This window comes from Draconibacterium orientale, from assembly GCF_900111425.1.
Lineage (GTDB): Bacteria > Bacteroidota > Bacteroidia > Bacteroidales > Prolixibacteraceae > Draconibacterium > Draconibacterium orientale.
This window is the reverse complement of sequence record NZ_FOHT01000002.1, coordinates 91014-115040: the sequence shown is the minus strand read 5'-3', so window position 1 is coordinate 115040 and position 24027 is coordinate 91014. Positions and strand designations below refer to the sequence as shown.

The 24027-nt window shown below is 40.2% G+C and carries 22 protein-coding genes; 11 read left to right on the top strand and 11 right to left on the bottom strand.

Features of this window, described 5'->3' with window-relative positions:
* Nucleotides 1-29: 29 nt before the first annotated feature.
* From rpmF to BMW53_RS01965, 5 genes are all read right to left on the bottom strand, one after another.
* A complete protein-coding gene (gene rpmF, locus BMW53_RS01985) occupies nucleotides 30-215 on the bottom strand; it encodes a 50S ribosomal protein L32 (protein ID WP_074780135.1) in 186 nt (61 codons plus the stop codon).
* 12 nt (nucleotides 216-227) lie between these two features.
* Nucleotides 228-770, bottom strand: coding sequence for a YceD family protein (locus BMW53_RS01980; RefSeq protein WP_038557569.1), 543 nt, complete (start codon nucleotides 768-770; stop codon nucleotides 228-230).
* 170 nt (nucleotides 771-940) lie between these two features.
* On the bottom strand, nucleotides 941-2122 hold the full coding sequence (locus tag BMW53_RS01975) for a sensor histidine kinase (RefSeq protein ID WP_038557572.1): 1182 nt from the start codon (nucleotides 2120-2122) through the stop codon (nucleotides 941-943).
* Nucleotides 2123-2240: 118 nt separating this feature from the next.
* Entirely contained in the window at nucleotides 2241-4160 is a 1920-nt protein-coding gene (dxs, locus tag BMW53_RS01970) for a 1-deoxy-D-xylulose-5-phosphate synthase (protein ID WP_038557576.1), read from the bottom strand.
* 99 nt (nucleotides 4161-4259) lie between these two features.
* Nucleotides 4260-5024 carry a type III pantothenate kinase gene (locus tag BMW53_RS01965; protein WP_038557579.1) on the bottom strand — a complete coding sequence of 255 codons (765 nt, stop codon included), beginning with the start codon at nucleotides 5022-5024 and terminating at the stop codon, nucleotides 4260-4262.
* 142 nt (nucleotides 5025-5166) lie between these two features.
* Between BMW53_RS01965 and BMW53_RS01960 the strand changes: the two genes are divergently transcribed.
* Together BMW53_RS01960 and BMW53_RS01955 are read left to right on the top strand one after the other, a co-directional pair.
* A complete protein-coding gene (locus tag BMW53_RS01960; protein ID WP_038557584.1) occupies nucleotides 5167-5661 on the top strand; it encodes a response regulator in 495 nt (164 codons plus the stop codon).
* 1147 nt (nucleotides 5662-6808) lie between these two features.
* Nucleotides 6809-8245: an MFS transporter gene (locus tag BMW53_RS01955; RefSeq protein WP_038564349.1), complete on the top strand. Its 1437-nt coding sequence runs from the start codon at nucleotides 6809-6811 to the stop codon at nucleotides 8243-8245.
* Nucleotides 8246-8516: 271 nt separating this feature from the next.
* Here BMW53_RS01955 and BMW53_RS01950 read toward each other — a convergent pair whose 3' ends face one another.
* Complete coding sequence (locus tag BMW53_RS01950) at nucleotides 8517-9038, bottom strand: DNA-3-methyladenine glycosylase (protein ID WP_038557586.1); 522 nt, start codon at nucleotides 9036-9038, stop codon at nucleotides 8517-8519.
* Between the two features lie 104 nt (nucleotides 9039-9142).
* Here BMW53_RS01950 and BMW53_RS01945 point away from each other — a divergent pair, with 104 nt between their 5' ends.
* The 5 genes from BMW53_RS01945 to BMW53_RS01925 all read left to right on the top strand — a co-directional run bounded on the left by BMW53_RS01945 (nucleotide 9143) and on the right by BMW53_RS01925 (nucleotide 13676).
* Nucleotides 9143-10258 (top strand): DegT/DnrJ/EryC1/StrS family aminotransferase, encoded by a 1116-nt coding sequence (locus BMW53_RS01945; RefSeq protein WP_038557588.1) that lies wholly within the window; start codon nucleotides 9143-9145, stop codon nucleotides 10256-10258.
* Between the two features lie 65 nt (nucleotides 10259-10323).
* Nucleotides 10324-10890, top strand: coding sequence for an acyltransferase (locus BMW53_RS01940; RefSeq protein ID WP_306453040.1), 567 nt, complete (start codon nucleotides 10324-10326; stop codon nucleotides 10888-10890).
* Nucleotides 10887-12197, top strand: a complete 1311-nt coding sequence (locus BMW53_RS01935; protein ID WP_038557591.1) for a nucleotide sugar dehydrogenase — start codon at nucleotides 10887-10889, stop codon at nucleotides 12195-12197. The genes BMW53_RS01940 and BMW53_RS01935 overlap by 4 nt, the downstream gene beginning before the upstream one ends.
* Nucleotides 12198-12289: 92 nt before the next feature.
* Nucleotides 12290-12676 (top strand): GxxExxY protein, encoded by a 387-nt coding sequence (locus BMW53_RS01930; protein ID WP_038557592.1) that lies wholly within the window; start codon nucleotides 12290-12292, stop codon nucleotides 12674-12676.
* A 103-nt stretch (nucleotides 12677-12779) separates the two neighbouring features.
* A complete protein-coding gene (locus BMW53_RS01925) occupies nucleotides 12780-13676 on the top strand; it encodes a Gfo/Idh/MocA family oxidoreductase (protein WP_038557593.1) in 897 nt (298 codons plus the stop codon).
* Between the two features lie 166 nt (nucleotides 13677-13842).
* Here BMW53_RS01925 and BMW53_RS01920 read toward each other — a convergent pair whose 3' ends face one another.
* On the bottom strand, nucleotides 13843-16344 hold the full coding sequence (locus BMW53_RS01920) for a YfhO family protein (protein WP_074780132.1): 2502 nt from the start codon (nucleotides 16342-16344) through the stop codon (nucleotides 13843-13845).
* Nucleotides 16345-16727: 383 nt separating this feature from the next.
* On the opposite strand from BMW53_RS01920, the gene BMW53_RS01915 reads away from it, so the two are divergent.
* Nucleotides 16728-17051: a hypothetical protein gene (locus BMW53_RS01915; protein ID WP_038557597.1), complete on the top strand. Its 324-nt coding sequence runs from the start codon at nucleotides 16728-16730 to the stop codon at nucleotides 17049-17051.
* A gap of 124 nt (nucleotides 17052-17175) precedes the next feature.
* Here BMW53_RS01915 and BMW53_RS01910 read toward each other — a convergent pair whose 3' ends face one another.
* The 3 genes from BMW53_RS01910 to BMW53_RS01900 form a co-directional block, all read right to left on the bottom strand.
* Nucleotides 17176-17547, bottom strand: a complete 372-nt coding sequence (locus BMW53_RS01910; RefSeq protein WP_038564351.1) for an endonuclease domain-containing protein — start codon at nucleotides 17545-17547, stop codon at nucleotides 17176-17178.
* Nucleotides 17548-18099: 552 nt separating this feature from the next.
* Nucleotides 18100-18471, bottom strand: coding sequence for an endonuclease domain-containing protein (locus BMW53_RS01905; protein ID WP_038557600.1), 372 nt, complete (start codon nucleotides 18469-18471; stop codon nucleotides 18100-18102).
* 234 nt (nucleotides 18472-18705) lie between these two features.
* A complete protein-coding gene (locus BMW53_RS01900; RefSeq protein ID WP_038557603.1) occupies nucleotides 18706-18921 on the bottom strand; it encodes a hypothetical protein in 216 nt (71 codons plus the stop codon).
* 212 nt (nucleotides 18922-19133) lie between these two features.
* Between BMW53_RS01900 and BMW53_RS01895 the strand changes: the two genes are divergently transcribed.
* Together BMW53_RS01895 and BMW53_RS01890 are read left to right on the top strand one after the other, a co-directional pair.
* On the top strand, nucleotides 19134-20612 hold the full coding sequence (locus BMW53_RS01895; RefSeq protein ID WP_038557606.1) for a lipopolysaccharide biosynthesis protein: 1479 nt from the start codon (nucleotides 19134-19136) through the stop codon (nucleotides 20610-20612).
* A 236-nt stretch (nucleotides 20613-20848) separates the two neighbouring features.
* Complete coding sequence (locus BMW53_RS01890; RefSeq protein ID WP_038557609.1) at nucleotides 20849-21883, top strand: glycosyltransferase; 1035 nt, start codon at nucleotides 20849-20851, stop codon at nucleotides 21881-21883.
* Nucleotides 21884-21887: 4 nt separating this feature from the next.
* Here BMW53_RS01890 and BMW53_RS01885 read toward each other — a convergent pair whose 3' ends face one another.
* Nucleotides 21888-22886 (bottom strand): glycosyltransferase family 4 protein, encoded by a 999-nt coding sequence (locus tag BMW53_RS01885; protein ID WP_074780130.1) that lies wholly within the window; start codon nucleotides 22884-22886, stop codon nucleotides 21888-21890.
* 54 nt (nucleotides 22887-22940) lie between these two features.
* Here BMW53_RS01885 and wecB point away from each other — a divergent pair, with 54 nt between their 5' ends.
* Entirely contained in the window at nucleotides 22941-24023 is a 1083-nt protein-coding gene (gene wecB, locus BMW53_RS01880; protein ID WP_038557620.1) for a non-hydrolyzing UDP-N-acetylglucosamine 2-epimerase, read from the top strand.
* Nucleotides 24024-24027: the final 4 nt, after the last annotated feature.

Below are 24027 nucleotides of genomic sequence, written 5' to 3'. Positions count from 1 at the left end.
AAATCCGGAGCTTCCGGATGCTTGTTTAACTATAATGCAATTTCTTTTTCAATTACTTGTTTTCCTCTGTAGTAACCACATTCAGGACATACTGTGTGGTATTTTACAGTTGTTCCACAGTTTGAGCAAGTAGCCAGAGTAGGGGCAACTGCTTTGTAGTGCGTACGTCTTTTATCCCTTCTCGCTTTCGATGTTTTATGCTTTGGATGTGCCATTGTTATGTATTTTTAATTATTATTTTTTAAATTTTTTAATGCAGCCCAGCGCGGATCAATTTCTTCTTCTTCATCGTCGTCCGCTTCGTGCTGTGTAATATTGTTTAATCTGTCAATCATTTCCTGGTTACAGCTGTTTTCTCCGCTTTCATCCGGATGAACATGCCGCAACGGAATACTTAGTGTAACGTATTCGTAAATAATTTGAGCCAGGTTTATGGCGTGTTCTTCGGGTAAAACCCAAATTACATTGTCGCCTTCTTCAAAGGCATCTTCTTCGCCAAATTTTACAAATAATTCGGTTTCTAAAGATACGTTTTGATTGTAATTGTCGAGGCAGCGGTCGCATACAAGCTCTAACCATCCTTCGAGTGCAAAGCTTAATCTCAGAAATGCACTTCGTTTTTCAAGTTCAACTTTTACGCTAACTTCCCCGTTGTCAACCATACTCTCCTCAAAATGCTCAAAGAACTTCTCGTTTACCTCAAATTGGTATTCGTGCAGGCCTTCTTTAAGACCTTTAAACTCAATATTATATTTGCTCTTCCAGCTCACGATTCCAAAAAAAGTGGATGCAAAAGTATAAATTTTTTATTAACAGTTAAAGAAAACTTGGAAATATTTGAAATTTCTTTCCAAATCAAAACAGTTAAACCTGAGCCATTTGCATAAGTGCTAAGTTCGGTGATCGAACACTGCGGGACTTACTGTTTTGAGTTTAGTTTTTATTTGTTCAGAATAATTCGAAAAGTGGTTCCTTTTCCCATTTCCGACGATTTGATAAAGATTTTGCCTTCGTGGTAAATCTCAACAATACGTTTTGCCAACGAAAGCCCTAAGCCCCAGCCACGTTTTTTGGTTGAAAAACCAGGGTGGAATATTGATTTCTGATGATTTTTTGAGATGCCGCAGCCGGTGTCGGTAAGGTCAATATTTACCTGTTTTTCTTTTTCTTTTACACGGATGGTTATGGTGCCGTGATTGGTCATTGCATCGATGGCATTTTTGCACAGATTCTCAATCACCCACGAGAACAGAGCAGTGTTTAATGGTATTTCAATGCAGGCCTTGGTGTCGTAAATCAGCTCAAAATTTACCTTATCCGACGAACGCCGTTTCAGGTACGAAACAGCCGAATTCAGTACTTCGATGAGGTTAACGCGCAGCAACTCCGGTTTTGATCCGATTTTAGAAAAACGTTCAGTAATTCGTTCCAGTCGCGCAGTATCCTGCTCCAGTTCTTTAATCAGGTTGGGATCAACATTTTTCAGTTTTAGCAGTTCAATCCAGGCCATAAGCGAAGAAATGGGCGTGCCCAGCTGGTGTGCTGTTTCTTTCGACATTCCTACCCAAACCTGGTTTTGTTCGGCACGGTTGGTAGCCACAAATGCAAAATAGGCCACAAGGATAAATATCATTATAACCGCCAGTTGTATAACCGGATACAACTGCAGGTTGCGCAGTATGGTTGATTCGCGGTAGTACAACATCAGTTTATAACTGTCGCCTAAATCAATTGAGATTGGCGCTGCATAATCCTGCATCTTTTTTAGTTCGCGTTGAAGTACCTCTTCTTTTCGGTCTTTGCGATAAGTAATATTTCGATCGAAGTTGAAGGATCCATCGGGGTTTAAAATTAGAATCGGGATTGTTGTATTTTTTTCGCTAACCATTCCCAGAAAGTGAAGATAGCGTGTTTGAAGCTGGGTCATTTCCGGCGAGGTAACTTCTAAGGTAGCATTGTTGATCCCCTTAATCGCTTCGGCCCATATTTCAACTTTAACACGTTCTTCACTGGCCATTTTTTTGGTCAGCCAGTTGGTGTATAACATTGATGCTACTCCGATAAGAACAGCAAATATGAGCAATAGAATTTTTCCCCGTCGTCTTTTAAGATAAATGTCCAATGCAAATGGTTTTTAAGTACATTCCTGAGAACGACTTAAAGATAAAAATATTATGCCGATAAGAGGAATGGCAGAATAAGAGAATAGTTGAATATTGGAATGAGCGAGTGTTGTTACGTTATATCGCTTTTGTTTTGCCTACCAATTGTTTTACGGTATCAACAATACCTTGTGCATCGATGCCACATTCGCGGTAAAGTTCCTCGGGAGTTCCGTGTTCGATAAATTGATCAGGTATTCCCAGTATTTTAATTTTATTGGTGAAGCCGTTTTCGGCCATAAATTCGAGTATTGCACTTCCGAATCCCCCTTGAATAGTTCCGTCTTCGATGGTAACAATCTGATCGAAGTTTTGCATTACTTTGGTAAGCATTTCAGTATCGAGTGGTTTTACAAAACGCATATCGTAGTGGGCTGCTGAAATGTCGTTTTTGGCCAGGCTTTTTACGGCGAGCTGGGCAAATATTCCGGTTTTCCCTATCGACAGCAATGCAACATCGCTTCCATCGTTTAGTTTTCGGCCTTTACCAATTTCAATTTTTTCAAATTCCTTTTTCCAGTCGGTAATAATTCCGCAACCGCGCGGGTACCGGATTGAAAATGGCTGGTTAATCTCTCCCAGTTGTGCTGTGTACATCAGGTTGCGCAGCTCAATTTCGTCCATTGGTGCCGATACAATCATATTCGGAACCGAACGCATATAAGCCATATCAAAAACACCATGGTGTGTAGGTCCGTCTTCTCCTACCAATCCTCCGCGGTCGAGACAGAAAATTACGGGTAATTTCTGAATGGCCACATCATGTATCACCTGGTCGTAGGCGCGCTGCATAAACGTAGAGTAGATATTACAAAACGGAACCATTCCTTGCGCCGCAAGTCCGGCCGAAAAAGTTACGGCGTGTTGCTCGGCAATTCCCACATCGAACGCACGACCAGGCATCTGTTCTATCATCTTATTCATAGAGCAGCCGGTGGGCATGGCGGGTGTTATACCTACAATTTTATCGTTTTTCTCTGCCAGCTCAACCAGGGTATCTCCAAATACATTTTGGAATTTTGGTGCTTGATCAGCCTTGCAATCGCACTTGTAAATTTCGCCGGTTTCCTTATCGAAAATACCCGGTGCATGCCATTTGGTTTGATCTTGCTCGGCCTGTTTAAACCCTTTACCTTTTTGGGTGATTACATGTAACAGCTTGGGACCCGGAATATCTTTCAGGTCGTTCAGTGCGCTGGTTAAATACCGCACATCGTGTCCGTCAATGGGGCCAAAATACCTGAAGTTGAACGCCTCGAAAAGATTGTTCTCTTTCAGGATCATGTTTTTCAGTGCATGCTGATTTTTTTGGATAAACCGACGTGCTTTCTTTCCAAAACCGTCCAATTTCCCCAGACCTTCCCAAACATCGTGTTTCATCCGGTTGTAAGTGTCGGATTTTGAAATGTTGAGCAGGTATTTATTCAGTCCGCCAACACTGGGGTCGATGGCCATGTTATTGTCGTTCAGAATTACCAGAATATCGGCATTTTCGCCACCTGCATTGTTCAGCGCTTCAAAAGCCATTCCACCGGTCATGGCGCCATCGCCAATAACAGCAACCACTTTGCGCTCTTCTTCACCTTTAATTCTGGAGGCAATGGCCATACCTAATGCGGCCGAAATTGATGTTGACGAGTGTCCTACGCCAAAAGCATCGTATTCGCTTTCAGTGCGTTTTGGGAATCCGCTGAGTCCTTTATATTTCCGGTTGGTATCGAATTGATTTTTTCGCCCGGTAAGTATTTTGTGTCCGTAGGCCTGGTGACCCACATCCCACACCAACTGATCGTAAGGCGCGTTGTAAACATAATGCAGGGCGACAGTCAGCTCTACAACTCCCAGACTGGCTCCGAAGTGTCCCGGATTGGTTGAAACCACATCGATAATATAATCGCGCAACTCCTGACAAACGTCTTCGAGCTGGTCAACCGATATTTTTTTTAGATCGTCGGGATTGTTTATTGATTCAAGCAGCTTCCCCTTCGCGTCTTCCATTTTTCCAAAAATTACTGAAACAATAACAACTGTTCTGCTACAGTTTGTTCATTGCAAAAGAAATAAAATTACTTGTAAAAACGTATGAGATCTCAGATGTTATATAAATGAATTGATTTGAACCAGCCCTTCGAGCGTGAGCATGGGCTCGCATGCTTTAATATTTTTTGTTAACGGAGCAATTACTGCACTAAGGCCTCCGGTAGCTACAACATTAAGCGATACGCCTAATTCTTTTTCGGTTCGTTCTATCATTGAATCAACCAATCCTGTGTATCCGAAAATAATTCCCGATTGAATAGCATGAATGGTATTTTCGCCCAAAACCGATGGAGGAGGCGCAATATGGATTTGTGGCAATTGTGCAGTTTTACCGGCAAGAGCGCCAACGGCTGTGCGCAATCCTGGTGCAATGGCAACGCCTAATATTGCTGAATCTTTACCGATAGTGGTGAACGTTAAAGCCGTACCAAAATCAATTACCATGGTGTTGTTTCCGTATTTTTGGTAGGCTGCCGTGGCATTGGCAACCAGGTCGGCCCCAATTTCGTATGGATTGAGAACTTTTATGGGTAAGCGATCGTAAATTTCGGGATTAAGGTGGTTGATAACCGCATTGTCGAATAAGCCCGATAACATTTCTCGAAAAGGATGAACAAGCGATGGAACCACACTGCTTAAAATAATCCGCGATATTTCGGTGCGGCAGATCTTTCCGGCGGTTAACAACGACCGGAAAATAACTTCATATTCGTCGGCTGTTTTCAGCTGATCGGTTTGAATGCGCCAGTGGTTTACCCATTCTTCATTTTTGTATATTCCAAAAACAATGTTTGTGTTTCCTATATCGATTGCCAGTAACATAATTCGTGTATTAAAATTTCAAAAGTACCTTTTTCTGTCGTCAGTTGCGAATGATTAAGGGTTTTTTGAGTAAATCGGTCCTGTTGTTTTCTAAATAAATTAATGTTATTTTTAGAGCAGCGCTAACCGTATTTCTATAACTATGCAAGAGACAAAAAATCCTTTAATTTTTCTGATCGAAGACAGTACCGTGTACAAAGATCTTATTGTTGGTTATTTGCAATCGCAAAAGTTTTCGAATCTGAAAGTTTTTAAAAACGGAGAAGAATGTCTCAAACAAATTCATTTAAAACCTGATATCATTATTCTGGATTATTCATCGGAAGAAACAAATGGTTTGGAATTTATGCTTCAGGTGGAGCGTGAACACAGCCAAGTTGATTTTATCTTTCTGAGTGCGCAAAGCAAAGTTGATACAGCTGTAAAAATTATGAAGTTGGGTGCGGCCGACTACATTATTAAAAACGATCAGGCACCGAAAAAACTGGTTGAGTCAATTGAGCGACTTAAAGACTCGACAAAACTAGAGAAAAAAAGATATAGCTTTAAACTGGGAGTAGTTGTTTTCTTTATTGTATTGTTCCTTATTATAATGATCATCACCTTTGTTTCTGTTTTTTTCGGCGTGGGATTGTGATTTTTGGCTGCTTAATTGTTTGAACACAAAGACGCAAAGACACTAAGTTTTTTTGAACCACATAGGCACATAGGAATCATTAGAATTTAAACACTTCACAATTTTAAAAACTCTTGAAGGTATAGTTTTTGCCTATTGCTATTTGCCTATTGCCAAATTGTTATAGTGTTAAACTGTAAACTTCGACTGCCAACTGAGAACTTTCTTCCTATTGCAATCGAAATTCATTTGGGTAACGAGTTTCGGGTTTTTCGTCTTTGTGCAACTTTGTGCCTTCATTGTGCAACTTTGTGGTAGAAAACTTTTAAACACGAAGACGCAAAGACACTAAGTTTTTTTGAACCACATAGACACATAGGAATCATTAGAATTTAAACACTTCACAATTTTAAAAACTCTTGAAGGTATAGTTTTTGCCTATTGCTATTTGCCTATTGCCAAATTGTTCTAGTGTTAAACTGTAAACTTCGACTGCCAACTGAGAACTTTCTTCCTACTGCAATCGAATTTCATTTGGGTAACGAGTTTCGGGTTTTTCGTCTTTGTGCAACTTTGTGGTAGAAAACTTTTGAACACGAAGACGCAAAGACACTAAGTTTTTTGAACCACATAGAAACATAGGAAACAATAGGTTCGATTTACGCGCTAAGCAGTTCGAAACCGTTAAGCGCATAGAATTGACTTTTCTAACTGTAAACTGCGACTGCCAACTAAAAACTTTCTTCCTATTGCAATCGAAATTTATTTAGATAACGGGTTCCGAGCTGCAAGTTTCGGGTTTTTCGTCTTTGTGTAACTTTGTGCCTTCATTGTGCAACTTTGGGGTAGAAAACTTTTGAACACGAAGACGCAAAGACACTAAGTTTTTTTGAACCACATAGAAACATAGGACACAGTAGGTTCGATTTACGCGCTAACTGTTAATTGCGATTGCAAACTGTTAGCTTTTTTTCTGGTTCTGCAATCTAAAATCGTTAATCTTCAATCGAAATTCAATCTCCCTAATTCTTTCCTCATTTACTCAATAACTGTTTCTTCCTTTTCCCTTTTTTGCGATTTTCTATGTGTTATGTCAGCTCTTCGGCGTTGTGGTGCAGAACATATTTTGAAAAATGTTACCTTTCGTGCTTCATTAAAATTTATCAAAATGGCATTTGTTTCGGTATTAAAAAAGTACAACCGCAGTTTTTGGATTGCGAACACAATTGAATTATTTGAACGTTGGGCCTGGTACGGCTTTTTTATGCTGTTTGCCAACTACCTCACCGGTTCGGCCGATATGGGAGGGCTGGAATTCTCGCAGGAGCAAAAAGGGTTGATTATGGGTATTGGTACCGGAATCCTTTACTTTTTGCCGGTAATTACCGGATCGATTGCTGATAAATATGGTTATAAACGCGTGTTGTTTATTGCCTTTGTAGTTTATACTTCGGCGTTTATTTTATTGCCGCATTTTAACACTTTTACCGGGGTTTTTGTAATGTACCTTTATCTGGCTTTGGGAGCGGCACTTTTTAAACCAATTATTTCGGCTACAATTGCCAAAACAACCAACGATGAAACGGCATCAATTGGTTTTGGTATTTTCTATATGATGGTAAACATTGGTGCCTTCTTCGGTCCGTTGGTTACCTTAATTTACAAAGGGCAATCGGAGTTGATTTTTTATATCTCAGCAGGTATTGTGGCTTTGAATTTTATTTTGCTCATTTTTTACAAAGAGCCCGACCGGGTAGCTAATACCGATTCAATTTGGGAGTCGATCGGGAAGGTTTTTACCAACATTGTTCTGGTAGTAAAAGATTTTAAATTTTTACTGTTTTTGGTTATTGTGGCCGGGTTCTGGACCATGTATAACCAGCTTTTCTTTACATTACCTGTATTTATTGCCCAGTGGGTTGATACCAGTGCGGTTTACAATTTCTTCCATCAGTACCTTCCGTTTTTCAGCGAAAATTACGGAATTGCCGAAACCGGGCAGATGGAAGCTGAATTTATAACCAACTTCGATGCGATGTTCATCATTATATTCCAGATTATCGTATCGACGGTTGTAATGAAATGGCGTCCGTTACGATCGATGATGACAGGATTTTTGGTGTGTGCCATTGGTATGGCATTAACGCTTGCCACGCAAAATGTACTGTTTACGTTGGTGGCCATTTATGTTTTTGCTATTGGCGAAATGGCGGGGTCGCCAAAAATTACCGAATACATTGGGCGCATTGCCCCGGCCGATAAAAAGGCGCTTTACATGGGTTACTCGTTTATTCCGGTGTTTTTGGGTAATGTATTCGCCGGAATTATTTCAGGAAATGTGTATGGCGGCATGTCGGACAAAAATGTATTTGTAAAACAAGAGGTGGCCGAAAAAGGCATTCAGCTGGCCGACGGACTCACACAAAATGAATATTTTACTGCCGCAGCACAAAAAATGGGTATGACACCGGCGGAGCTGACGAACCTGTTGTGGGATAAATATAACCCGTCGCAAATCTGGATGGTAATCCTTGTTATTGGTCTGGCGGCTGTTGTCGCACTTTTCTTGTATGATAAGTTTGTGATGAAAGGAAAACGACAATAAAAATACCGATTTAACAACAAAAGGTAGCATACTTTCACTTCGTTCAGTCTCCTCCTTTGTTGTATAATTGGCATTAACTCCCGAAAAGATTTCGGGACAGGCTATTGTAAACTTGCTTATTGCTATGCGGCAAAATAAAGTATAATTGGTATAAGTTGCCGTATAATCTCAAACTAACGAAATTAACTGGTATTAGTGGGCGGATTTTAGTGGAATTTCCAATATTCAATGTCCAATATAGAATAACCAATTATTGGAAATGTAGTATTCATCATTTTACAATAAACCGCCAGGGCTTGCTAATCCAGGGTTCGCCGGCATAGTTGATTCCAACACGTGGGGCAGTTGTGTATTGTGGTTTCAATCCCGAATCTTCAATCCACATTCTTGTCGAATTTGCCAGATCTTCACCATAAAAACTTTTGTCGAGTTGCAGTGCCCGGCCAACTCGTCCCGGACCGGAGATACCCTCGACGCCACGAATTAAAACGGCAGAGGAATCACCTGTTTCGCCGGTAACAAAATTGAGCATCCAGTACATTCCGTAAATCAGGTAAACATATACCAGTCCGCCCGCATCAAACATTACTTTGGTGCGAGCCGTTAAGCCTTTGTTGGCGTGGCAGGCTTTGTCTTCGCCACCACGATAGGCTTCGGTTTCAGTAATTTTGAATTTATGTATCGTCCCGTCCTCAAAACGTCGTACCAGTATCTTGCCGAGTAAATCGGGTGCAACTTCGGTTACTTCGCGCTGGAAGAAGGAGTTTGTTAAGCGCACTGAATCAGTTGTCATATTTTGTTTTTATTGATACGGGAATATGCAAAATAAAAATCGTTTGACTAATTCTGTACACTAAATTTATACTTTTATAGTTTATTAGAAACAAGTTAAACGGTATGCAAACCATCCATATGTCCGACATTTACGGGCAATATCTTACGATGAAGGCGGAGATTGATAATGCTATTCAGGAGGTGATTAAATCTACCCGCTTCCTGAAAAGTGGAAAGGTGCTTGATTTTGAGAAGAAGTTGGCCGACTACCTCGATACCAATGTCGTTACGTGTGGAAATGGTACCGATGCCCTTCAGCTGGCGTTTATGGCTTTAAACCTGGAGCCCGGCGATGAGGTAATTATCACGCCTTTTTCGTTTGTGTCAACCGTTGAAGTTCTGGTATTGATGGGGCTTAAACCCGTTTTTGTTGATGTTTGTCCCGCTACTTTTAATATTGATGAAACACAAATTGAAAATGCCATCACGCCAAAAACGAAAGCGATTTTACCGGTTCATCTTTTCGGACAATGTGCGAATATGGAAGCAATATTAAATAGTGCCCAAAAACATGAGCTGTTTGTAGTTGAAGATGCTTGTCAGGCCTTGGGGACGGATTATCTTTTTGCTGACGGTACAAAAAAGAAAGCAGGGACAATCGGGCATATCGGTTGCAACTCTTTTTTCCCCTCAAAGAACCTGGGTGCTTTTGGCGATGGCGGAGCGGTATTTACAAACGATACATTTTTGGCCGAAACGATACGTTCGTTGGCCAATCACGGAAGGAAGGCCAATTATGAATATCAACGTGTGGGTATAAACTCGCGCCTCGACAGTATTCAGGCTGCCATTCTTGAGGTTAAGTTGAAATATCTGGATGAGCATATAAAAGCAAGACAAAAAGCTGCACGTTTTTATGATGAACATTTACATGGTCTCTCCGAAATTAAGCTTCCGGGGAGAACAGAATACAGTGAGCATACTTTTCATCAGTACACCATTCAGGCAGAAGCAAGAGATGAGTTGAAAAAATATCTGGAATCAAAAGGAATTCCGTCGATGGTGTATTATCCCAAAGCATTGCATTTACACGAAGCGTATGCAAGTTTGGGGTATAAGGCCGGAGATTTTCCGGTGGCAGAAAAACTAACGCAAACGGTGCTGTCGCTGCCCATGCATACCGAATTGGATGAGCAGCAGTTGGAATATATTGTGAATAATATTAAGGAGTTTTTTTAACCGCAGAGACGCTGAGGCGCAAAGGTATCTCCGCGACTTTGCGACTTAGCGGTGAAAAAATAGAAATGATGAGTTATTATAAACACGAAACAGCCATAATTGATGAAGGAGCACAAATCGGTTCCGGCACAAGAATATGGCATTTTTCACATGTGATGGCTTCTGCCCACATTGGAGCCCGGTGTATTCTAGGGCAAAATGTTTTTATTGGCAATCAGGTAAAGCTGGGTGATAATGTAAAAGTTCAGAATAATGTTTCGGTGTACGAAGGTGTAATTTGCGAAGACGATGTTTTTCTGGGGCCTTCCGTAGTATTTACGAATGTTATCAATCCTCGGAGTAGCGTACAGCGAAAAGATGAATTCAAACCGACGCTGGTAAAAAAAGGGGCAAGCATTGGCGCCAATGCAACCATTGTTTGTGGCGTTACTTTAGGCGAATATTGCATGATAGGAGCCGGGGCGGTGGTAACAAAAGATGTGTTGCCTTTTGCTTTGCTTACTGGTGTGCCGGCCCGCCAAACGGGATGGGTAAGCCGGAGCGGGGAAATTTTAGGGCACGATTTAACCTGCGCGAAAACGGGAGAAAAATATTGCATCGAAAATGGGAAACTGATACTTATAGAAGGATGAGTAATAAAAACAGACTTTTTCAAAAAATAAAAGATCGATCGCTAAAGGTTGGGGTAGTCGGACTGGGTTATGTGGGGCTGCCGCTGGCGGTTTGTTTTGCCGAAAAAGGAATTTTGGTATGTGGGCTGGACACATCGGCCGAACGGGTTGAAAAGGTAAATTCAGGACAGAATTATATTGCCGATATTTCCGATGAGCTGTTGCAGGACCTGGTTCGTCAGCAAAAATTAAAGGCTTCAACCGATTTTTCCTTTCTGAAAGAGTGCGATGCCATATTCATTTGTGTTCCCACCCCACTCGATAAATTCCGGAAACCCGATATGTCGTTTATCGAAAAAGCCTGTAAGGGAATAGGAGAAACGATGCAGTCGGGAACGTTTATCAGTCTTGAAAGTACAACGTATCCAACCACTACTGAAGATTTTGTGTTGCCTCTTCTTGAAAAATATTCGGGGATGAAAGGTGGTGAAGATTTTTGGCTGGCTTATTCTCCCGAGCGTGTCGATCCCGGAAATAAGGAGTATTCGACAAAAAATACACCCAAAGTTTTGGGGGCCATAAGTAACGACGGTTTGGAAATTGGGAAAGCGATCTATTCAATTGCCGTTTCCAAAATTCACCCTGTAAGTTCGCCGCGTATTGCCGAAATGGTGAAAATTCTGGAGAACACGTATCGTTTGGTAAATATCAGTTTAATTAATGAACTGGCGCTGTTAGCCGGGAAAATGGACATCAATATTTGGGAAGTGATTGATGCTGCCGCAACAAAACCATTCGGATTTCAGGCCTTTTATCCGGGGCCTGGGGTTGGCGGGCATTGTATTCCGCTCGATCCGTTTTACCTGGAACACATCGCCAAAAAATTTAATTTCGATTTGTCAATGATTCATACCGCCGGGCATATCGATTTGCTGATGGCACACCGGATGACCTTAAAAATAACTTCGGCGCTAAACCGGCACCGAAAATCGATAAACGGCAGTAAAATACTGTTTTTGGGTGTGGCCTATAAACCCAACATTAATGACGAGCGCGAATCGCCGGCATTAAAGATTATGAAGGAGGTGGAAAGTAAAGGGGGAGAAGTGCGTTATTATGATCCTTATATTTCTTCTGTAGTATTGGATACTGGAAGTCGGTACGAATCTGTTGACTGGTCTGAAACGGTTTTGGCCGATCCCGATTGTGTGGTTATTACAACAAACCATAAATCATTCAACGCCGAATTTATTGAGAAGAATTCAAAATTGATCGTTGATCTGCGAAATGTGATAACGGAGGCTTCGGATAAAGTTTATAAATTATAATAGAGTTAACCGCAGAGACGCAGAGGCGCAAAGAAAAAAATGAATAAGGAAAAAACTCAGCGCCTTAGCGTCTCAGCGGTGAAATATCTAATATGAATAAAGAAAAATATAACTTACTCTCGAAAGAGATTCTTGATGCAGCAATAGCAGTTCATAGAGAAATGGGGCCTGGCTTATTGGAGTCAGTTTATGAACATTGCCTGATGAAAGAATTTGAATTGCGCGGAATTTATGCTCAAAATCAGGTTGCTGTTCAACTTATATATAAAGGATTTGATTTAAATAAGGATTACCGAATTGATATTTTAGTAGAAGATGAGATTATAATTGAACTTAAAGCCGTGGAGGTCGTTTTGCCAGTCCATGAAGCTCAAATCATATCTCATTTAAAGCTTACCGACAAGAGGCTGGGATTTTTAATCAATTTTAATGTTCCTTTATTGAAACAGGGATTTCGACGGTTTGTGAATAATTTTTAGAGTTAACCGCAGAGACGCGAAGGCGCAAAGAATAAGTTTGTTTAAAGCGAAAACAAATAAAGAAAGAACCTAGCGACTTTGCGTCTTAGCGGTGAAAAAGAATATGAAAAGATTTGCACTAATAGGAGCGGCAGGTTTTGTAGCCGAACGACATATACGAGCCATTAAAGAAACCGGTAACGAGTTGGTGTGCGCCATGGATACCTTCGATGTAATGGGCCGCATGGACAGCTATTTCCCTGAATCCGAATTTTTCACTTCGGAAGAGGAACTGGTGAATTTCCTTCAACAAGCAAAAGAAAAAGGTGAACCGGTAGATTATATAAGTATTTGTTCGCCCAATTATCTTCATATAAAACACATTGAGCTGGCATTAAAAAATGGGTGTAATGTGATTTGTGAAAAACCACTGGTGATTACTTTTGCTGACCTTGAAAAGATAAAAACCTGGGAAGCCGAAGCAGGAAAGCGGGTTTATACGGTTTTACAACTCCGGTATCACCAAGCCATTCTTAATTTGAAGAAGGAAATAGAGCAATCGGACAAACACTTTTTTGATATCGAGCTAAACTATATCACCTCGCGGGGCAAGTGGTACTTTAAAAGCTGGAAAGGCGATGAGCAAAAGTCGGGTGGCATTGCGACCAATATTGGCATTCATTTTTTTGATATGCTTACCTGGATTTTTGGCGCGGTGCAACAAAATAACGTTTCGCTTTACGAAGCCACAAAAGCATCGGGTATCTTGATCCTCGAAAAAGCAAAAGTAAGGTGGTTTTTAAGTCTCGACGCCAGCGACCTGCCACAAGTTGCAGTAAATGGCGGCAAGCGTACTTTTCGTTCTATAAAAGTTAATGGTAAAGAGATCGAATTCAGCAATGGCTTTACCGATCTTCATACCGAATCGTACCGCCAGGTACTGGCCGGCAATGGTTTTGGCATTGAGGAGGCACGGGCTGGTATTGAACTAACCGATCAGATACGCGAAATACGAATTTAGCATCGATCGATTCCGTGTGCTCGGGATTTGTCTCTTTCTTAGCAAATCCTTTGTTGCGGCCTACTGAGCGGAGGGGAATTGGAGCATGGTTATATAGAAGAGCCTACCATTCCCGGCCTGCAAATTAATTTTTCAAATACACCACATAGCAGGCTTAAGCCGGATATTATCCCCTTAAAGGATTATCTTTCTCTTTTTGTATGCTTATTCCACGTTTTTTTAAAAGTAAAAAGAGGTAGGTTATTACCAACAGTATAAAAAAGATAGAACCGGCGTACGATATTTTATTTCCAAGGAAATACGATTGTGGTTCAAATTTAAACTCGATAGTGTGTTCGCCTTTCGGTATAATCATAGCTCTTAACAAGTAATCGACCCTGAAATGAGGAACTTTTTCCCCATCAATAAAAGCATCCCATCCTTTATTGTAGAAGATTTCTGAAAAGACGGTAAGCTGCTCTGAGTTCGAGTTAAACTCATATTTCAGGTAATTGGGCTCGTATTCAGTAAGTGCGATAGCGCCGTTCTTATTAAACGACTTTCCTTCAACATATGATTTATAGCGTTGATCAACAATAGCTGTTGCCGAAGGATCGAAACCTTTCAGTGCATCAATTTCAGCATCGGCATTTTCAACAATCTGAAAATTATCGACAAACCAGGCGTTGCCTAAAGGATTTGGATCCTGAACAGGTGCTCCGTCAGGATTAACGATCAGGTATTTGGTGTTCAGCATTTTAATAACCGGGGCACTGTTAAATAAATTTCCAAACTGGTTCGGATCAATTCCTGTGTTCAGCATATTTATTATCAGTTGCATTTCCGGAGTAATATGATTTTCAATAATTTCCTGGTAGCGGCCCAGTTTGGCTCCGTGGTAACCGCCCAGCGATTTATGGAAATACGAAGTTGATGCGTCGGTAAATGGATTTACGGTGAGATTCAGAACGCGGTAACTTAATGCTTTGTCTTGATGAATAGCTTTGTCGGCATTACTCAATGTATAAGGATTGCTCATTTGGCGCTTGGCCACAAAGCTGTCGTTATTCAGGTAGCGTTTGTTGGCCGGCCACATATCGGCAAAAATCAGTATCACCCAAATTGCCAATGCATATTCTGCTTTTAATTTCTTTTTCCAGAAAGCCCAAAGTACACCTGCTGCCAGGGCCACAAAAATAAAGGTGCGGAAGGCATCTTTTTGTACCACCATTTTACGATCGGCCTGCAGCGCACTTAAAAGTTGCTCGGGCCATCCGGCCTGAACCAGGCGGGCATCTGATGGGGCCGTAAAATTTCCGGCAACACTTGGGATTAACGCAAAAAGTAAAGCCAGTCCTCCGGTAATGCCAAAAGAGTATAACAGTACTTTATTGAATTGTTTGTCGCTAATCTCGCGTTTGTATAGGGCCGAAACTGCCATTACGCCCATAAAGGCCATGGCAAATTGCTGAATAACAATAATGTTTTTTACATCGCGGAACTTGTTGTAAAGCGGGAAATAGTCGATCATAAAATTAGCCAGTGCCGGGAAGTATTTCCCTAACGATAAGGCAAACGAGATGACTACTGCTGCAACAATCCACCATTTGTCTTTGCCCTTAATTACAAAAAGGCCCAAAACAAATAAAAAGCAGAGTACAGCGCCAAAATACATATAACCTCCGGCAATGGGTTGGCTGCCCCAGTATAACGGAAGATTGTTGGCAATACGTAAGGCATTTTGTTTTCCCTGCGAGCCTGCTAGCAGTTGATACACATTCGAATCTTCTCCTAACGACTCGCGCATGCTTCCACCTTTAAGGCGGGGAATAAAAGCTGTTAAGGCTTCACCCACGTCATAACTGTAATCGAGAATATAATCTTTATCCAGGCCGGCGGCATTATCATTGGTTGATTTTGGAGTAAGTTCCGACTCGCCTCTTATCGTGTACTTTCCGTACTCGTAGGTCGTCCATAAGGGGGCCAGATTCATACTTAATGCTAAAAGAGCTGCAGCAATAAGTACACCTGAGTTTTTTGCAAAATCCGGAAGTGTTTTTTCTTTAACAGCATCGATAAAATAAACCACTCCTATAATTAACGCCAGTATGGCCGCGTAATAGGTCATTTGCAGGTGGTTGGCTGCAATCATAAACGAAATGCCCAGCGTACTTAACATGAATCCTGCGACGCGTTTATTTCGGAAGGCAAGTAATATGCCGGCAATCAACAAAGGAATATAAGTGATGGCATCGGCCTTTGAGTTATGGCCCGATTCAAGAATAACAAAAAAGAAGGTGGTAAAACCATAAGCGGTTGCTCCGGCCAGACTTAACCAGGGATTATAGCCCAGGGCAATAAACATGAGGTAAAATAAGCTTAATAACAGGAAATGGTAGCTAATGGGGCGGGGGATTTTCAAAATCCATTCTTTCAATTTCTTGGTAATACTTCCTTTATACAATGTTGAAATCTGAAAAGCCGGCATACCGCTAAACATACTGTTTGTCCAAAGAGCTTCATCTCCGGTTTCGGCACGGTAGTCAACAATTTCTTTCGACATTCCTGTGAAATGAATAATATCGGATTGTTGCAAAACTTTACCTTCCAGAACCGGGAAAAAGTAAACTGACGAAGTAATTAAACACAGTAAAACGGGGGCTAAATATTTAATGAGTTTTTTGTTCATTGCCGAGTGCTATTTGAATGTAGAGCAAATATAACCATTGAAACGAGTATGACAATATTTTTAAGGCTGCTGCCCCCGAATGCAACGAGAGCATAGGGATTAATGAAGTTTTTTGTACCTCCTTATTTTATTCAAATTGATTCTAAACTGTATTTTTCATAATTTGCACTAACGTTAAGAACCAGGCTCGGTTAATCCTGTAAATCAGAATTTTTCAAGAATTAAGATTTAATAACCGATCGACTCACATGCCATTTAGTTGGCGTGTACACCGGCTTTAATACTGCCGGCGATAAAGAGGCCGCCCACAGCTTCGAAACTTACAGGCGGCCCACAGTTAACAACGAATTTCTTCGTTATTGTAAACGCCAAAAGTAACTAAAATGGCAACATTAAATGAAAAGGAAAGTCGTGATTTTGTATCGCAGATGATTGTAATGGTCAATCAGAATGCAGGATTGCTTACTGATGCCGGTTTCGATCCTACAGCAAGAATCGAAACGTTGCAGGGTAAACTGCAAACTGCCGACGATGCCGAGGGCGAGCAGCAAAAAGCCCAGGCAGCTGCACTCGATGCTACAAAACTGGCCAACGAAACGTTGAAGTTGGCTTACGACGATGCTTCTGCTTTTGTAAACCTGATAGAAGGTTTGCTGGGAAAAGACCACAGTTTGGTGCGTAAGTTGCGTCAGCTGCGCAAAAAGTAAAAGCGCTGTGAAAATTGAATTCCGCCCTGATTTCGGGGCGGAATTTTTTTTAAATATTAAATTGGAAAAAAAATTTCTCCTCCTGACAGGAGGAGGGGACCAGCGCAGCTGGTGAGGTGGTGTATTAAATATCCTCAAACATTTTCCTAGCGTGTTTTAAAATGTCACTTTTAATAATCTCCGGGTATTCATACACCCATCTGTTTTCATAACGGAGAACGGTAATTCCCAATTTTGCCAATTTCTCATCACGTTCCGTGTCCCACGCGATACTATTAAGGTCGGCATGAACTTCACCATCCAACTCAATGGCTAACATCAAATCATAGCAAAAAAAATCAACGATATACATGTCAATAGAATGTTGTCGTCTGAATTTATAACCACCGATTTGTTTGTTTTTCAGCATTTTCCAAAGTGTTGCTTCAGCTGCTGTTGAATGGTTTCTGAGGTGTTTTCGGATGTTTTTTAGCTTTTTGCGGTTATGGAGTTTCATTTTTGATTTAAAAGTAAAGCTAATCGAAATAAAAAACAACCGCCTCACCGCTGTAAACGCGGTCCCCTCCGCCTGAGAGGCGGAGAAAGTTCGTGCTTCAATCAGGCTTTGAAATTCAGGGATCGTGCTTCGAACATTTCTCCTCCAACAATAATAAAATACCTTATTCGCCCCTTTCATGGAGATACGGCAGCAGTGTAAGTCTTTTTAAGGGGCTGTTGCCGAAGGGGGCAGGAGAAGAGCCTGTCCCCTTCGGGCAAAAGCGAGTATCGGGAGGACCAACGCAGCTGAGGTGGTCGGTCTGAGATTGTTATTTTTTAGCCTCATAAGACACCACCCCGTCAGCGAATTTGAATTCTTATTTTTCATAGCAGATCAGGTGTCGTTGCCACCCCTCCTGCAAGGAGTGGAAATATTTCATGCACAAATTTTCTGCTTTACTGTAAAATTTGTTTTGGAAAAAGAAATTTCTCCTCCTGACAGGAGGAGAGCCTGTCCCGATCGGGCAAAAGCGAGCATCGGGAGGACCAACGCAGCTGGTGAGGTGGTGTATTAAATATCCTCAAACATTTTCCTGGCGTGTTTTAAAATGTCACTTTTAATAATCTCCGGGTATTCATACACCCATCTGTTTTCATAACGGAGAACGGTAATTCCCAATTTTGGCAGTTTCTCATCACGTTCCGTATCCCACGCGATACTATTAAGGTCGGCATGAACTTCACCATCCAACTCAATGGCTAACATCAAATCATAGCAAAAAAAATCAACGATATACATGTCAATAGAATGTTGTCGTCTGAATTTATAACCACCGATTTGTTTGTTTTTCAGCATTTTCCAAAGTGTTGCTTCAGCTGCTGTTGAATGGTTTCTGAGGTGTTTTCGGATGTTTTTTAGCTTTTTGCGGTTATGGAGTTTCATTTTTGATTTAAAAGTAAAGCTAATCGAAATAAAAAACAACCGCCTCACCGCTGTAAACGCGGTCCCCTCCGGCTGGGAGGCGGAGAAAGTTCGTGCTTCAATCAGGATTTGAAATTCATAAATTAATTGGGCTTCGTTAATTTCTCCTCCTGACAGGAGGAGAGGTATCCGTCGGCTGACGGATGAGGTGGTGTATTCTACCGTAACAATCTTACCCTCCCGATAGAAATTGTCTTACGTATGATTATCCTTCCAAAACGTCAGATAGTCATCATCTTTTAGAAGATATACTTCATTTTCCATAAGATAGCCTCCGTCTGATAGAAGATAATCGTGAAAAACCATCAGCGAAAGCAGATCTTCCATAAGATGATGATGCGCTGATGCCCGATAGCCTTTCGCTGGCATAAGAGGAAGGCCATCGGGCACAAGATAATGGCGATCTTCCATAAGATAATCGTTCGCTGCCGTCAGATGATGATGATCTTTTGGTGGCGAATTGTTCTGTAACCCTTATTTAATGTGGGATTTGGGAAGATTATCTGTCGGAGAAGTTTGCAAGAGAAGAGGTTGAAAAATTTGCAATGTTTGTTAGCCTGCATTTGTACCACTACTTTTATTCTAATTGCTTTTACTATTTTTGGAATCTTCATACTTACCTAATGGGAATTATTATAAAACAATCAATAAAAGGGGCAATCTGGTCGTACTTGGGCGTGGGAGTTGGGTTTGTCACTACTGCATATTTGTATCCGAATTACCTTACGCCGGAAATTGTGGGTCTGTTTGCCTTGCTGCTGGCCTGGTCGAACTTGTTTGCATCATTTTCGGCCCTGGGATTTCATGGTGTAACGGCCCGTTTGTTTCCGCGCTTTCGCGATAAAGAGAAGGGACATAACGGCTTTCTGTTTATCGCTTTAATGGTTATGCTTACCGGCTTTGTTTTATTCCTAATAGCTTTTTTATTTTTACGTCCCTGGCTGGTGGAAAGTAACCTCGAAAAATCGGCTTTGTTCGCCCACTATGTTGATTTGCTGGTGCCGTTAACCTTTCTGGCACTTGTTTTTGCCTTTCTCGATGGTTTTACTAAAATGTTGTACAACGCCGTATTGGGAGCACTGCTAACCGAATTTGTGCAGCGTGTATTAATTCTACTGCTATTGTTGCTTTACATCTTTGGATGGCTTACACCAAATGCACTGATTCTTGCCTACGCCGGGGCCATCGGTTTAAAAGGAGTCTTTATCTTTTTTTATCTCTTGTTTCGGAAAGAACTAAACTTTCGGCCACAACTTAATTTTATTGATCAAGGCCTGAAGCGAGAAATGGTGACCGTGGCCATTTTTAGTGTATTGACTGGTATTAGCGGCACCATCGTTTTTCAAATCGATAAGATTATCATTAACCAGGTAATGGGGCTAAGCGCAACAGGTGTTTATACCATTGCCTTTTATTTTGGAACGCTGGTAGTAATACCATCGCGCACCTTGTTAAGGATTTCGGGAACCTTAATTGCCGATGCGTTTAAAAATAACGACCTTAAAACGATAGAAGATATCTACCATAAAAGCTGTTTAAATCAGTTTATTATAGCCGCTTTTTTGTTTGGAGGCATTTGGATTAACATTGATAATATTCTTGAAATCCTTGGCCCCGATTATGCGGGTGGCAAATGGGTGATCTTTTTTATTGGGCTGGCGTATGTTATTGATATGGCTACCGGGGCAAACGGTAATGTTATCAGTTATTCGAAGTACTACCGTATGACGCTTTGGTTGTGGCTATCTCTGGTTGTTGTAATGATTATTTTAATGCTCTTATTTATTCCGGCTTGGGGGATTAGTGGAGCCGCAGCCGCTATAACTCTAACATTTCTCTTAAATAATTTCATGAAGTTTATTTATGTAAAAGTAAAATTGGGGATGCAGCCCTTTACCTTAAAGTTTCTTACTGTTGTTCTGGTATTTGCACTTTCCTGGGGGGCATCATTTCTGATTCCGCAGCTCGATTTAATTCCCGATATTTTACTTCGAAGTGCGGTGTTTTCCATGGTTTATTTATTTCTTACTTATTTTCTGAAAATCTCAGAAGATATTGATGGTTTGGTTAAAAGAATTATTGATAGAATAACTATTGTCTGATGTTTAGTTTTTTGGAGGATAGTGTTGGTTGAAAAGGAGGATGAAATGATTGGGAAGAAGCAATTGATTGAAAAGAATGCTGTTATATTACCGGAAATTGAAATGGGAGATAATAAGCTGTTGGGTACTGGATCAGTTTTGTAAAAAGTATAAAAAAAGGTTTTTGTATCATTGTAGGGAGTTCTGGGGAAGTGATTGAGAAAGTACTTGTTGATGATAATTAGTGTCGCAAAAATATGAAAGTTATATACATCTGTTACCAAGATTTTTCAGATTTTACGAGTGGGTCAAAAGTACGTCCTTATAAAGTTTATAAGACTTTTTTAGAAAAGGGGGATGACGTTATTTTAATAAACGGAAGGATTAAGCAAAGGCTAAAATTGTTTTTTTCTTTACTTAAAAGTAAAGCATATAGAAATGCCGATTACTGTTATGTAGAGCCTTCTACTTATCCAGCAAATCCGCTGGACTATATTATGTTCTTTTATTTCAAATATAAGAATATCCCAATGGGTTATTTTTACCGGGACATGTATTACCGTTTTCCTGATTTATTTAAACTGGAAGGATTGAATAAGCATATCTTGTTATTGCGATATAAATTTGATTTAGTTTTATTTAAAAGATTATTCAAAGTTGTGTTCTTTCCTTCTCAACTAATGGCCAGTTATTTCAAATTTAAAGTAAAAGTGCCATTACCTCCGGCAGGCAATCTTGAATTTGAAGGGGATGAGGAGTTTTACCATTCGATAATTTACGTTGGAGGAATTAACAATATGCTGGGATCCAGGATCTTGCTTGAGGCTATGGATTTAGTAAATAATCAAGGTAAAAAACTACAACTAAATCTAATTTGTAGAGATCAGGATACAAAAGATATTAGTGAATACCATAACAAGAGTTGGTTAAATGTTCTTCATCTTAGTGGTGATCATTTAAAAGAAATTTATAATAAATCAGATTTTGCTATAATACCAAGAAAGAGGAATCCATATTTCGATTTTTCAATGCCTGTTAAGTTACTTGAATATATGTCTTACGGTAAGCCGATGGTTGTTACAGATTGTACTGAAATGGCCAATTTTGTGCAAAGAAACGAGATCGGAATTGTTGCGGAAGATAATGCTGAGAGTTTGGCGAGGTCAATAATTGAATTATCTGACAGTCCCGAAAAGCTTAATAAGTTTCGAAAAAATATTAGGCAATCATTACTGTCTGAAAATTTGTGGAAACATAGAATAAATACGATTGAAGAAGCTCTTCTATCTTAGTTGATTATATTATGTCATAGATACTTTTCTTTCTATATTCTAATTTGAAGTCAGAAAGAATCTGATGCTTACTATTACATTTTGGAACTATACTAAGTATTAATAAATCATGAATGGCGTTGACTATATTTTCAATATTACGTTTAACAATAACTCCTGAGCTACTAACAATTTCTGGTAATCCTCCTACGTTTGTCACAACCGGAATACATCCGAAATACATGGCTTCGGCTAGTGCCATGCCAAAAGACTCGGAACGCGACAACTGGCAGTAAATTTTTGCTTTTTGGTAATAGGCAACAAGTTCCGGATGAGGAATCTTCTCTTTTATTGTTAGGTTGTCAGGCAAATTATTTAGCAAATGTGCCAGTTTTTCCGAGTTTAATCCAATAATAAGGAATTTGTATTGCGGAAGTAGCCGGGCTACTTCAATAAAGGTATCAATTCCTTTGATGTAAAATGTCTGTTCTTTTTCAATAAGACCAACTGTAACAATTAAGTTTTCTTTTTTGATAATCTCCTTCGCAGCATTTTTATCAAGGGAAACACAATTATAAATTAGCTCCGTATTTGCTTTTGGGGCTATCCAGTTTACTTTTCGATCCACGTATTTGGAAACTGTAAGGTTCACGGAAGAATGGTTCATGGAATATAACGAAAAAAAACCTCTTAATTTGGAGGTAAAAACTCCATAAGCTAAGTGTTGTATTCTGGCTACATCGTAACCTCCAATTACCACAAAGGACTTTTTCTTGAAAACCATGGAAAATAAAACCGGCAAGAAGGAATGATAGTCAGCAAACCATATATAAGCTGCATCGAATTTTCGAATATGGAATAACAAAAAAAAGAACTGTTTCAGAAACTCCAGCAAGTTTCGATAAAGTCCTTTTACCGGTTTATATTGGTACTTCTCAACATGGTACCTTTCAGACAAAATCTCATGGTCTGTTTTTACGAAAGTGGAGAAGTTTGTGTAAACCAGCAGAATATTTTTTTTCATTCAAGGAAACATTAAAAATGTTGTACTTTTGATGTTCTACAAAGGTAATAATTCATGCTAAAGATACTCACGATAGTAGGCGCCCGGCCACAATTTGTAAAAGCAGCAGCTTTAAGCAGGGCATTAAAAAAACAGGGCATTAAAGAGGTGTTGGTACATACCGGCCAGCATTTCGATAAAAATATGGCCGAAATATTTTTTACCGAGATGGAAATTCCCGAGCCGAAATATAACCTGGGCATTAATTCGCTTTCGCATGGAGCCATGACCGGCCGTATGCTGGAAGAAATTGAAAAGGTATTGCTGGTGGAAAAACCTTCGGTGGTTGTTGTGTTTGGCGATACCAATTCGACGATTGCCGGGGCTTTGGCGGCCAGCAAACTGCATATTCCTGTTGCCCATGTGGAGGCCGGATTACGAAGTTTTAATATGCATATGCCCGAGGAAGTGAATCGTATTTTAACCGATCGTATCTCCGATTTTCTTTTTTGCCCTACCGAAACAGCTGTTAAAAATCTGCATAACGAGGGGTTTAGTAATTTTAATTGTAAAGTTGAGAACATTGGAGATGTAATGTACGATGTAGCCATGTATTATAGTCAAACATCGGAAAATAAATCGACTATAATAGAGGACTTAAACCTGAAAGACAAACCGTTTATTCTGGCAACACTGCACCGCCAGGAAAATACCGACGATTTAAATCGCTTAAATGCAATAATTGAAGCATTTAACAATCTAACCGATAAGTTTCATATCGTTTTACCCTTACATCCACGTACAAAAAATATTATCGAAAGAGAAAATATCAAGTTAGCTTTTCAGCCCATTCAACCGGTTGGCTATTTCGATATGATAGAATTGCTTAAAAACTGCAACATGGTGGTATCCGATAGTGGAGGCCTGCAAAAAGAGGCTTTCTTTTTTAAGAAACATTGTTTGGTTACACGCGATGAAACGGAATGGACTGAACTGGTTGACCTGAATTATAACTTTATGGTGGGAGCAAACCGCGAAGCAATAGAACAAAAAGCGATTGAACTTGCAAATGTTAGCAGCAAGTTTAATGAAAAGCCATACGGCGATGGTAATGCTGCCGAAAAAATTGCCAGCTATTTAAAGAATAATCTGGCGTAAAAGA